We start from the raw sequence: 12,366 nt of genomic DNA on the forward strand, positions 1-12,366 counted from the left end.
GGAAATTGAATTTGGCCTGCTGGCCATAGCACATAATCTTGCAAAAGTAGCCTCTTAGGAGGCTTCTGACGGGGGAAAACGGTTTAAAATGATGAAATTTGCAGGAGGAAACTTAGATACTCCTTTTGTGAGGAAAATCCAAACAACTTCAATCTGAGATGAAACGACAGAGGCCATCTCAATTCATTTTGAGACGGCCTCTTTTTTCGTTCAATATCTCTACAAAAGATTACAGAAGACGGTTGGTAGCCGTATCCGGGAATACCACGGTCGGCTTGAAATGCTTGGCCTCCTCAAAGTCCATGAGGGCATACGACATGATAATCACCACGTCGCCCACCTGTACCTTGCGGGCTGCTGCCCCGTTCAGGCAAATGCATCCGGTACCACGTTCTCCTTTTATGATATAGGTTTCAAAACGCTCACCGTTGTTGTTGTCTACAATCTGCACCTTCTCACCGGCAATCAGGTTGGCCGCATCCATCAAATCTTCATCAATCGTAATGCTGCCCATGTAATTCAGGTTTGCTTCTGTCACCGTTACGCAATGAAGTTTCGACTTCAACACTTCAATCATCATCATCCGTTATCCTTTATATTTAATGTTATCAATCAGACGTACATCGCCACAATAAGCAGCCATGCAACCTACAATATAATTGCTTTCATCCCATGCGTTCACCGGCTGCAGGGTATTGCCGTCTACAATCTCGAAATATTCCAGTTCCAGCCCCGAAGCCCGACGGATACACTCTTCTACGTACTCCTTGGTTTCACGCAAGATGCGTGACCGGCCGAAATCCACGCTGGCAAACAAGGCTCTCGAAATCTGCAAGGCTTCTTTCCGTTGTTCCGGAGTGAGTCGGGCATTGCGGCTGCTCAAGGCCAAGCCGTCTTCCTCGCGTACAATCGGACAACCCACAATCTGGATGTTGAAAGGATACTTCCGCACCATTTCACGGATGATGGCCAGTTGCTGGAAATCCTTTTCACCAAAGTAGGCACGGTCGGGTTCTACCATCAAGAACAGTTTGCTCACAATCTGGCAAACGCCATTGAAGTGTCCCGGACGAAACTTTCCTTCCATTACGGTATCCAACGGAGGATAACTGAACTGACGGGTATCCGGTTCCGGATAGATTTCCTCTACAGAAGGGGCGAAAGCCAATGTCGCTCCACAAGACTCCAGCAAAGCGCAATCTGCTTCCAGCGTACGCGGATACTTCAGAAGGTCATTCTGATCGTTAAACTGCGTAGGGTTTACAAAATCGCTGACTACTACTACATCATTCTCAGCCACGGCACGTTTCACCAGTGAAGCGTGACCCGCATGCAAAGCTCCCATCGTCGGAACCAGTCCGATGGTCTTTCCTTCTTTGCGGAAAGCCTCCAGTTCGGTGCGAAGCTCACTGATAGTTTGAATTAACTTCATCTTCTTCCTGTTTTTAGTCGTAAATTCAGAAAACGGCTGCAAAGTAACTATTTATTTGCCACAAAAAGAAACGGAAATGAAAAATTCTTTCTTCACCAACCGAATTTACTACAGCTATCCTGTATAACAAACACTTATATAGCCTACTGTTTATCAATACATTAACATACTATAAGGATTTATAAACGCCCGCCTTTTCGCTTCATTGCCTTATTTTTTGTATCTTTGCACTCTGTTAAGAGCAACAATAATACAATGAGCGCGAAAAAAGTTTTATTCATTACACAAGAAATTACTCCTTACGTACCCGAAAGTAACCTGGCACTGATTGGCCAGAAATTACCACAAGCCATACAAGACAAAGGGCGCGAAATCAGAACATTCATGCCTAAATGGGGCATCGTGAACGAACGCAGAAATCAGCTGCATGAAGTAATCCGTCTGTCTGGAATGAATTTAATTATCGACGATACGGATCATCCGCTGATTATCAAAGTGGCATCTATCCAGGCTGCGCGCAGACAAGTGTACTTCATTGATAATGACGACTATTTCCAGCACCGTCTGATGACATGCGACGAAAATGGAAACGACTATGAGGACAATGGTGAACGTGCCATTTTCTATGCCCGTGGCGTACTGGAGACCGTGAAGAAATTACGCTGGTGTCCGGATGTAATTCACTGCCACGGCTGGATGAGCGCAATGGTTCCACTCTATATCAAGAAGGCTTATTATGACGAACCTTCTTTCCGCGACTCAAAAGTGATTTATTCTCTTTATCAGGAGGGCTTCAAATCCACTCTCGCTCCCAACTTTGCCGATCAGGCACTCTTCAAGGAAGTGACTCCGGAAGACCTCAGCATGCTGAAATCTCCGGCAAGCTATGAAGACCTCTGCAAACTGGCGGTAGCTTACTCCGACGGAGTGATTCAAAACGATGAGACTGTCAACCAGAATGTCATTGACTACGCACACAGTCTGAACATTCCGGTGCTTGAATACGCTTCAGGCGATGCCTACGCAGATGCGTGTGACGCATTCTACGACAAGGTATTCGATGGGGCTGAATAATAAATTAGATAAAAAAGTACAAAAATGAGACTTAAGTTCTTGGCCGCAATCGCACTTGCAGCCACACTCTACAGCTGTGATGATACCACTACGGGTATCGGTGATTTTGTGGCAGACGCAGATGAAATCACCGCATCGGCCCAAACATTCGAAGCAACTACAAAGACACTGAAATATACAGACCTGAATCCGGATGGCGTATTCTCCCGTACCAGCAATGCATATTTGGGGAAATTTACGGATCCGGACTTTGGAACCTATACCGCAGATTTCATCACACAAATCAATTGCACGGAAGATTTTGAATTTCCGGAAACCATGCAGGATATTGAATCTACGACTTTAGTCTTATATTATTCCAGTTTCTACGGCGATTCATTGGCCCCCATGCGCGTGAGAGTAGATATGCTGAATCAAGCCATTGATGATACAGGTGAAGACTTAAGCTTATATTATACGTCTTACAATCCGGAGAACTTTTACAATAAGAACGAAGCTCCCTTGGCAGAACAAGACTATGCCGCCCGTAATAACTTGTGGACCGATGCAGAAGTTGACTCTATAAAATCCAACAATGTGAATAAATACTATCCTCCTTTGATGATTGATTTGGATAAAGCCAGAAAAGAAAGAGGAGAAGAAACAATGAGTGCCTTCTTGAAAAGGAAATACCAGGAAAATAAGAACTATTTCAAGGATGCTTACTCCTTCATTCATAATGTGATACCTGGATTTTATATCCACAACACAAGTGGAGAAGGCTCTATTTTATATATCGGAGACATCTGGCTGCAAACAAAAGTCAGCTATTTGGTAGAAAGACCTTCTACCGGTAAAGTGGACTCTTTGGTTTATACTTACATTCCTTTTGCGGCTACCAACGAAGTATATATGTCTACGCGTTTGAACAACTCTGGAGACAACTTGGAAAGACTGGCGGCTGAAACGCACAACACGTATCTGAAAACGCCTGCCGGACTTTGCACGGAAGTAAAGCTCCCGCTGAAAGAAATGTATGAAGCCCTTGGCAATGATACACTGAACTCTGTATCCATGTCATTCACCAAGTACAAAAATGTCAGCGAGAACTCGGCAAACAATCCTTACAAAATGGGAACCCCACAGAACCTGTTGCTTATCCGGAAGAGTGAGGTAAAAGATTTCTTTGAACAGAAGAAAACTTACGACAGCAAGACGTCTTTCCTCGGCACTTACAGCAGTACCACGAATTCTTATTACTTCTCACAGTTAAACCGTCTGATCAGTCAGATATTCAGCGACATGAGAACCAAAGAAGAACCTGCTGAAGGATGGGACGAATACAATACGTTGGTGTTGATTCCGGTGAAAACAGAAACAGACTCACAGGGAAATACAATCGGACTGTCGCACGATTTGGAGGTGAACTCAGCCAAGTTAGTAGGAGGTGAAGACGGTGAAAAGATAAAAATGGAAGTTATCTATACCAAGCCAAAGTTCAATAAATAAACAAAGCATTTAATTTAATTCTATAGCATAAAAAAATCCTGGAATCAATTGATTCCAGGATTTTTTTGTTCCGATACTTCGGAGATTTATGCTTTCTTTGAAGTAGTCTTCTTAGTCGTAGAAGAAGCAGCCTTCTTGGCTGGAGCTTTCTTTGCGGGAGCCTTTTCCGCTTTCTGTTCTTTCTCCTTCAGCTCTTCCTGCAAATGTTTCACTTCATCATTCAACTGTACCAGTTCCTCTTCCTGGTTGCGGATAGTGGTCAACAAGGAATTCAATTCTTCATCTTCCATATCTACCGGATACAAGGCATTGACACGTCCGATAAAGTCACCTAAGATATTCATGTAATTGGTGAACGCATCATACGGAGAATCGTAAATACCACGGTCCAAAGACACGCCCATCTGTTTGGTGGTCATGAAACGGAAATTGTTGCTGGCCTGCAGGTAATCCCAGTCTTGCTTGATTCTACGGTCTGAGCACAAATATACACGTTCTGCCACGCTGTAAAGCTTGTCAAAAGCTTCACGCTGCATCACGTTACCCAACCACGGGCTGATATCGCGTTCTTCATCTACCCAAGATACCGGATAGGGCACATCAAGCATGTCAACAGATTTCAACTTAGTTACAATCTCAGAAGGTGTAGAGAACGTAATGCCTTTCTGGCGGGCACATTCAGGCAGCGCCTTCAAGAATTCCAATATATTGGATGACAACGGCTGGTAAATACCTAATGCAGAAAGTTCCATAAAGATATTGATGACCTGCTCGTTTTCAGGCAAAGAAGCAATCCAACCAATGTATGTATCGGCAAACAACGGATATTCGCTCCATTCAGTATTAGAGAAACGCAAGCCGATATCGTCTGACAACTTATAGTCACGCAGCAGCAATTTCAGATTCGGATTCTCGGCACAATGATACAAATAGTGAGGACTCTTCCATCCCAATACGTGCTTTGCACCTTCTGCCAGCATTCCCTTGAAGCCCATATCGGCTACGATACCTCCAATTTCATTATCATAAATTAAACTGGAATTACGGAATACCTTGGGTTCCTGACCGAAATAATCTTTAATCTTCACCCGCATACGTTCCACTTCTTCACGGAAGCAGGTTTCATTCTTCAATGAAGACAGACCGTGTGAATAAGGTTCGCAAAGGAATTCGCAACAACCGGTTGCATTCAACTCATGCAACAGTTCAATCACTGCAGGAGCATGAATTTCCAGCTGTTCCAAAGCCACTCCAGAGATGGACAATGCGACTTTAAACGCTCCATTCGAAGATTTAGCCATTTCAATCAAGGTTTTCAATGCCGGAATATAAGAGCGTTCAGCCACTTCATTCATACCCTGCTCGTTGGCATAATCGTCGTAATAATAATGTTCCGAACCGATTTCAAAGAAACGATAGCGTTTCAGATGGATAATCTGGTGTATTTCAAAGTAAAGACAAATTGTTTTCATATTGTATTGCTGTTTTATTTACCATAATTTTTTAAGACTTGCTCATAAAGTCCACGAATCTTTACGCCGACCTTTTCCCATACGATTCCGTCCACTTCTTTCTTCCCTTCGTCACGGAGATATTCATACAATGAATGGTTCGTACAAATAGAATGGATAGCATCTGCCATGGCGTGTATATCCCAATAATCGGTCTTTATACACTTGGAAAGAATCTCCGCACATCCTGACTGTTTGGAAATAATTGTCGGCACGCTACACTGCATGGCCTCCAAAGGTGAAATACCAAACGGTTCAGAGACTGAAGGCATAATGTATACATCGCTCATTTTCAAGACTTCATATACCTGCTTGCCTTTCATGAATCCCGGGAAATGGAACCGGTCAGCAATGCCTCTTTCGGCCGCCAGCCGGATCATCGCATTCATCATATCTCCACTTCCAGCCATTACGAAACGTACATTGCGGGCACGCTTCAATACCATGGCTGCTGCTTCTACGAAATATTCCGGTCCCTTCTGCATTGTAATACGTCCCAGGAACGTCACAATCTTCTCTTTTGGATTCTTCTTGACCTGAATATCCTGAATCTCCTTGGAAAGCGGAGATACGGCATTGTGCACGGTAAATACTTTACGGGGATCCTGATAATACTTGTTGATTACGGTCTGACGCGTAAGCTCACTCACACACATAATGCAATCCGCATGATCCATACCGTTCTTTTCAATGGAATAAACCGTAGGATTGACATTTCCTCTACTACGGTCAAAATCCGTGGCATGCACGTGAATTACCAATGGCTTTCCGGAAACCTGCTTTGCATGGATACCTGCCGGATAGGTCAGCCAGTCGTGTGAATGGATAATATCAAACTGCTGCTGACGGGCCACTACCCCTGCCACGATTGAATAGTTATTGATTTCTTCATGCAGATTGTCCGGATATCTTCCTGAGAACTCCAGACAGCCCAAATCGTTGGTGTGCATATAATTGAAATCCGCATAAATATGATCACGCAAATCATAATAAAGCTGCGGATCCATGTAGCTCCCTACTCTGTCTTTTACATAATCCCACTGTACATCACGCCATACAATGGGCACGCTGTTCATTCCTATAATACGCAAGAAACTCTGGTCTTCATCCCCCCAAGGTTTCGGAATACAGAAAGTAATTTCCATATCCTCCTGCTGGGCAAGTCCATGAGTCAGTCCATAACTGGCTGTACCTAATCCTCCTAAGATATGAGGAGGAAATTCCCAACCAAACATCAAAACTTTCATACAAACTCCTCCTCTTCTTATTGATTGTTATATTTCTCCAACAAATTCAATGTACGTAAAATTTCCGCCACATTCATGGTAAATGAAATGGCTCCTCTTCCCTGGAACGGTGGATTTCCATCAAACAATTCCGGAATGGAACCGATGCAGTGACAAGTCATCTGGTCTTCATAACTGATCATCTGACGTTCCGCAAACGAAATGGCGCTCCGCTTGTAAATGCGCAAATAAGCCTCCAAGTAGAATCCTTCCAACCACGGCCATGCAGTTCCCTGATGGTAGGCATAATCACGCTGCAATTGCGGTCCCACATAGTTCGGGTTATAACCGCCACTCTTCGGACTCAAAGAACGAAGGCCTTTCGGAGTCAGCAATTCCTTGGTCACAATGTCAATTACTCCCTTCTTCTGTTTAGAATCGAGCGGAGAATAATCGAATGCAGCGGCAAAGATCATGTTCGGACGCACACTCCAGTCCATCATGTTGCCGTCCACATAATCCAGCAGATAGCCATATTCATTCAAGAAAGTCTGGATGAAAGAAGGAGCCGCTTTTTCAGCAAACTGACGCAAATAAGCAGCAAAGCCCTCGTCTCCAGCCAGCAAATCGGCCACGAAACAGAGAGCATTATACCATAATGCATTGAATTCTACGATATATCCCGTTCGGGCTACTACCGGTCGTCCGTTGACCGTAGAATTCATCCAAGTCACAGCTTTGTCTTTTCCGTTGGTATAAACCAGTCCATTGTCATGCACCGCCAAATTAGGATGCTTACTACCTGCCAGGTATTCCATCACATCTTTCAGCAACTTGCCGTACTTCACTCTTGCCTCATCCCAGGAAACCATCTTGGCGTACTGCTGTATGGTCCATACCATCCACAACAACACGTCCGGATGTTCGATTTCCGTCACTTTCAGATGACTATCCTTTCCTTCCATAAAGGCATACACCGCTTTTATGGCAGTGTCCATAATCATCTCAAACTTACCAACTTCTCCAATAGACAATGTCAGTCCCGGCAAAGAAATGAACATGTCGCGTGCCCGACATTTGAACCAAGGATATCCGGCCAAAATGTAAGATTCACCCTCCTGCTTGTTCAGGAACTGATGAGCGGAGTTAATCAGACAGTTCTTAAAGTTATTACGTGGAGTACGCTGCTCTACTTCGGCAGCAAACAAAGCATTTAAAGACTGTGTTTCGATAGGGGAAACTCCTCCAGAAAATGTCACTGATTCTCCTTTCTTGATACTTACTTCAAAATAACCCGGAACGTACAAATCCTCATTGAAATCATATCCACGTTCACGTTCCTTTGGATATTCAATTCCCCTGTACCAGTCAGGATGGAAACAGAATTCATTTTCCTTACTCAACTGCATATAAAGCTCCGGATATCCCGGATACATGCAAGTTTTGATACCATTCTCCACAAGATCGTAATGACGACTGGCCTGTGCATTTTCGTGAGTATACTGACGCACACTGCGGAAAGCCAAATAAGGACGAAGCCGGAGCGTAGTTTCTGAATGTGCATCCACCAACGTGTATCGAATCAAAATACGGTTTTCATGATGCACAAACACTTTTTCCTTCTTCAGTACGCATCCCCCGACACGATAAACTGTAGTCGGCACTTTCTCACATTCAAACTCACGGATGTACTTGTGTCCTCTCGGACTGAAATTATCACCTCCATACTTGTGCAGACCTAAATTGAATTCTGCGCCATGCTGGATGACAGTCTCATCCAACGAAGAAAGCAACACGTGATTCTCATCATCCAGTTCCGGAACCGGTATTACCAACAAGCCATGATACTTGCGAGTATTACAATCCACAATAGTCGAACAATGATAAGCCCCCGAGCGATTTGTACGAAGAATTTCTCTTGTCAGAGTTTCTTCCAGATTTGTCATTATCGTCTTATCAAATCGTAAATAACTCATAGTTGTATATTAAGGTTATAAATTAATATTCGTTCTAAAAAGATGTTATTTATTTTCCCTCAAAATTAATGATTAAAAACTAATAGCAAAACCAAAATCCCTTTTTTTTGGCCTCTAAGGCACATTTTTCCAAAAAGTATCATATCAGAGATAGCAATTCTTACATTAAAAAAAGTCGTCTGACAAATTTCTCTTATTTTATCTTAAAAAGAGATTTGTCAGACGACTACAAATGGGGATAGGCAAAACGCCCTATGTTCCTTAATCTATGATATCAAATCCGCAGTAAGGTACCAATACTTTCGGAATACGAATGCCTTCCGGAGTCTGATTGTTTTCAAGCAATGCAGCTACGATACGCGGCAAAGCCAATGCAGAACCATTCAAGGTGTGGCACAATTCTGTTTTCTTTTCTGCGGTACGATAGCGGCATTTCAAACGATTGGCCTGGTAAGTATCAAAGTTAGAAACAGAGCTAACTTCCAACCAGCGTTTCTGTGCTTCGGAATAAACTTCAAAATCGAAACAAAGAGCAGCTGTAAAGCTCATATCTCCACCACACAGACGAAGAATTCTGTAAGGAAGCTCCAACTTCTTCAACAAACCTTCTACATGATCCAACATTTCCTGATGAGACTGTTTGGAATGTTCCGGTTTATCAATACGTACCAACTCAATCTTAGAGAACTCGTGCAGACGGTTCAAACCACGTACATCTTTTCCATAAGAACCTGCTTCACGACGGAAACACTGTGTATACGCACAATTCTTGATCGGGAGCTGCTTCTCATCCAAAATCACGTCACGGTAAATATTCGTTACCGGAACTTCGGCCGTAGGAATCAGATACAAATCATCCAGTTCGCAGTGATACATCTGAGCTTCCTTGTCAGGCAACTGTCCCGTACCATATCCTGAGGCAGCGTTTACTACCGTAGGAGGCATAATTTCTTCATAACCTGCTGCACGAGCTTCATCCAGGAAGAAGTTGATCAATGCACGCTGCAAACGAGCTCCTTTTCCTTTATATACCGGGAAACCTGCTCCTGTAATCTTCACACCCAGGTCAAAATCAATCAAGTCATATTTCTTTGCCAGTTCCCAGTGAGGCAGCGCGTTCTTAGGAAGTTCGGTTTCCATTCCACCCATCTTCTCTACCACATTGTCTTCCGCACCAAATCCTTCGGGTACACATTCGTAAGGCACATTCGGAATGGTGTAAAGCAAGTTCTGCATATCTTCTGCTGCCTTATCCATCTCGGCCTGCAAGCCTTTGCTGGCTTCCTTGATTTCTGCCACACGTGCCTTGGCAGCTTCAGCTTCTTCTTTCTTCCCTTCTTTCATCAAGACTCCAATCGCCTTTGAAGTAGAATTTACTTCTGAAAGATTTTTATCTAATTGATTCTGTGCACTACGTCTTTTGTCGTTCAGTTCAAGCACTTTGGCAATTGTTTCTTTTGCATTGGCAAAATGCTTCTTTTCCAATCCACGAATTACCTTGTCGGTATCTTCTGTAATTTGTTTAATGGTAAGCATATCTTTTTACTTTTTAGTATAATCCTCTCTGTTTCGTGCTGCAAAGATATAGTTTTTTATTGGAATACATAAACAGATGTCACGTATAAAATCTGTTCCGTTTAGAAAACAGGAAGGGTGTAAACCAATCCCAAAGAAATTCGCTGCTGGTTATAACTTTCGGCTCCCCAGCGAGTGGCTCTTTCCGTGAGATGCACATTCTTATACAGCAAATGCAAATAGCATAACAGTTCACTGTTTTTCAATGGATAATATTCGGCACAAAGCTGGGCGTTCCATACCCTTCGATAGGTACCGGCAGTCACATCACCCGACGACTTGAACACATTTCCCTGCTCATACACTCCTTTCACATAAAGGTTCCAATGAGAAGCCACCCGATAGTCCAGGTTAAAAATAGTCGTGAAATAATCCACGTTCGACAAAGTCTTCCCGACTCCATCCTGTACGGTCACTCCGCTAATCAATCCTTTCGAATCGATTCCCTCACGAGAATACATGAAATCGATGTAACCCAAAAAAGGTTTCTTGTCCCATACATTACCGCAGGTAAAATAAAAGACATTCTTATTTTTGGCCAGTTGCCCATACGACAACGAATAACGGAGCTGCATGGCATGATCCACGAAATATCCGTCCCAGTTCACCGTAGCCAGCAAAGGAATCTTGGTGGCCTCCACTCCTTCCGGCAATCCATACATGAACTGGTCATTGCTGTCTCCATTCCGGTTGTTGGTCACCTGAAAATTGAATTCATGGCTGTCATTCATCTTATATGCCACATTCAATCCGGCCTGATAGCAAGGTATCGTGTTGTTGAAATCAGAATAATGCCGTACTTTAATGGCATTCACCCAACATTCATACCCACTGAACTGCACAGCCTGCTTTCCGGCGGTCAGCTTCCATCTGTCATTCAACTGCCAACCCACCATGGCCAGCTCCACCGAACCCGAAAGATTATCCAACGGAATATTGGGAGTAGTGTACTGATTCAATGATTGCCGAAAATGATAGGTAAACTTCTCATGAAAACCTCCCAACACCTCCAAACGGATACGATGCACCTTGAAAGCCGCCTCATCCAATTGTCCGTTCTGGAAAGAGGCATCCACCGCCGAACAGAACTGGATATTCATATCAGCCCAGTCCACCTTGCGTTTTCCATCTGTCAAACGTTCCAGTAACGGCTGTTCCTGGGAAGAAATCATGGGCTCACTTTGTGCGGCTACTTTCAGGGTTAATCCCCACAGTATCCACAAAGTAACCTTCCATTTAAGTCCACACTTCACACCTAAGAATTGTTTCATCGGCAAATCACAGACTTTGGCGAATACGTACCAGTTTGACAAGCAAGTCTTCCAGCAAATCCAGTTTCAGCATATTAGCCCCGTCACTCTTCGCTTTGGAAGGATCTTCATGCGTTTCCATAAACAGCCCATCCACGCCGACTGCCACACCAGCTTTAGCCATCGTTTCAATCAGCTGCGGCATACCTCCGGTCACTCCAGAAGTCTGATTAGGCTGCTGCAAAGAATGGGTCACATCCAAAATTACCGGATGGCCGAAAGACTGCATTTCCGGAATCCCCCTATAATCCACAATCAGGTCCTGATAACCAAAGGTCGTACCACGCTCCGTCAGCATCACTTGATCGTTTCCGGCTTCTACCACCTTATCTGCCGCAAATCGCATGGCAGCCGGTGAAAGGAACTGTCCCTTCTTGATATTGACTATCTTTCCTGTACGGGCTGCCGCTACCAGCAAATCCGTCTGACGGCAAAGAAAAGCCGGAATCTGCAAAATATCGACATATTCGGCAGCCATTTCAGCTTCGGGTGCCGTATGAATATCCGTCACTACAGGTACATCAAACGTACTCCGTACCTTTGCCAGAATCTTCAAAGCCTTTTCATCGCCAATGCCTGTAAAAGAATCCAAGCGCGAACGGTTCGCCTTCCGGTAAGACCCTTTGAACACATAAGGAATATGCAATTTATCCGTAATCTTCACTACCTTTTCTGCAATACGGAGCGCCATGTCTTCTCCTTCTATCACACACGGTCCGGCCAAGAGGAAAAACATATCCTCCCGCTTCAAATCTGAAATGTTCTTTATCATAA

At 43.9% G+C, this 12,366-nt stretch carries 10 protein-coding genes; 2 read left to right on the forward strand and 8 right to left on the reverse strand.

Annotated elements, in window-relative coordinates; genetic code table 11:
* Positions 1-229 precede the first annotated feature (229 nt).
* Positions 230-580 (reverse strand): aspartate 1-decarboxylase, encoded by a 351-nt coding sequence (gene panD / locus H6A28_RS00005; RefSeq protein ID WP_204476771.1) that lies wholly within the window; start codon positions 578-580, stop codon positions 230-232.
* Positions 581-586: 6 nt separating this feature from the next.
* Positions 587-1,432, reverse strand: a complete 846-nt coding sequence (gene panC, locus H6A28_RS00010; RefSeq protein WP_204478501.1) for a pantoate--beta-alanine ligase — start codon at positions 1,430-1,432, stop codon at positions 587-589.
* A gap of 255 nt (positions 1,433-1,687) precedes the next feature.
* On the opposite strand from panC, the gene H6A28_RS00015 reads away from it, so the two are divergent.
* Together H6A28_RS00015 and H6A28_RS00020 are read left to right on the forward strand one after the other, a co-directional pair.
* Positions 1,688-2,506: a glycogen/starch synthase gene (locus H6A28_RS00015; protein ID WP_204476739.1), complete on the forward strand. Its 819-nt coding sequence runs from the start codon at positions 1,688-1,690 to the stop codon at positions 2,504-2,506.
* A 24-nt stretch (positions 2,507-2,530) separates the two neighbouring features.
* Entirely contained in the window at positions 2,531-3,994 is a 1,464-nt protein-coding gene (locus tag H6A28_RS00020) for a DUF4270 domain-containing protein (RefSeq protein ID WP_204478502.1), read from the forward strand.
* An 86-nt stretch (positions 3,995-4,080) separates the two neighbouring features.
* Here H6A28_RS00020 and H6A28_RS00025 read toward each other — a convergent pair whose 3' ends face one another.
* From H6A28_RS00025 to kdsA, 6 genes are all read right to left on the reverse strand, one after another.
* A complete protein-coding gene (locus H6A28_RS00025; RefSeq protein WP_204474962.1) occupies positions 4,081-5,466 on the reverse strand; it encodes a glycoside hydrolase family 57 protein in 1,386 nt (461 codons plus the stop codon).
* A gap of 14 nt (positions 5,467-5,480) precedes the next feature.
* Entirely contained in the window at positions 5,481-6,752 is a 1,272-nt protein-coding gene (locus tag H6A28_RS00030) for a glycosyltransferase family 4 protein (protein WP_204474960.1), read from the reverse strand.
* A gap of 17 nt (positions 6,753-6,769) precedes the next feature.
* Complete coding sequence (locus H6A28_RS00035) at positions 6,770-8,707, reverse strand: glycogen debranching enzyme N-terminal domain-containing protein (RefSeq protein ID WP_204478503.1); 1,938 nt, start codon at positions 8,705-8,707, stop codon at positions 6,770-6,772.
* Between the two features lie 261 nt (positions 8,708-8,968).
* Complete coding sequence (gene serS / locus H6A28_RS00040; protein WP_204478504.1) at positions 8,969-10,243, reverse strand: serine--tRNA ligase; 1,275 nt, start codon at positions 10,241-10,243, stop codon at positions 8,969-8,971.
* A gap of 101 nt (positions 10,244-10,344) precedes the next feature.
* Complete coding sequence (locus tag H6A28_RS00045) at positions 10,345-11,454, reverse strand: OprO/OprP family phosphate-selective porin (RefSeq protein WP_430622423.1); 1,110 nt, start codon at positions 11,452-11,454, stop codon at positions 10,345-10,347.
* Positions 11,455-11,560: 106 nt separating this feature from the next.
* On the reverse strand, positions 11,561-12,364 hold the full coding sequence (gene kdsA / locus H6A28_RS00050) for a 3-deoxy-8-phosphooctulonate synthase (protein WP_204478505.1): 804 nt from the start codon (positions 12,362-12,364) through the stop codon (positions 11,561-11,563).
* Between the last annotated feature and the right edge of the window lie 2 nt (positions 12,365-12,366).

The sequence above is a fragment of the Bacteroides mediterraneensis genome (assembly GCF_016900355.1).
GTDB lineage: Bacteria > Bacteroidota > Bacteroidia > Bacteroidales > Bacteroidaceae > Phocaeicola.

Excerpts from the sequence above, each read along its gene's own strand:
- serS (WP_204478504.1), bottom strand. The coding sequence starts at position 10,243 with ATGCTTACCATTAAACAAATTACAGAAGATACCGACAAGGTAATTCGT.
- H6A28_RS00035 (WP_204478503.1), bottom strand. The coding sequence starts at position 8,707 with ATGAGTTATTTACGATTTGATAAGACGATAATGACAAATCTGGAAGAA.
- panC (WP_204478501.1), bottom strand. The coding sequence starts at position 1,432 with ATGAAGTTAATTCAAACTATCAGTGAGCTTCGCACCGAACTGGAGGCT.
- H6A28_RS00020 (WP_204478502.1), top strand. The coding sequence starts at position 2,531 with ATGAGACTTAAGTTCTTGGCCGCAATCGCACTTGCAGCCACACTCTAC.
- H6A28_RS00045 (WP_430622423.1), bottom strand. The coding sequence starts at position 11,454 with ATGATTTCTTCCCAGGAACAGCCGTTACTGGAACGTTTGACAGATGGA.
- H6A28_RS00025 (WP_204474962.1), bottom strand. The coding sequence starts at position 5,466 with ATGAAAACAATTTGTCTTTACTTTGAAATACACCAGATTATCCATCTG.
- panD (WP_204476771.1), bottom strand. The coding sequence starts at position 580 with ATGATGATTGAAGTGTTGAAGTCGAAACTTCATTGCGTAACGGTGACA.
- kdsA (WP_204478505.1), bottom strand. The coding sequence starts at position 12,364 with ATGATAAAGAACATTTCAGATTTGAAGCGGGAGGATATGTTTTTCCTC.
- H6A28_RS00015 (WP_204476739.1), top strand. The coding sequence starts at position 1,688 with ATGAGCGCGAAAAAAGTTTTATTCATTACACAAGAAATTACTCCTTAC.
- H6A28_RS00030 (WP_204474960.1), bottom strand. The coding sequence starts at position 6,752 with ATGAAAGTTTTGATGTTTGGTTGGGAATTTCCTCCTCATATCTTAGGA.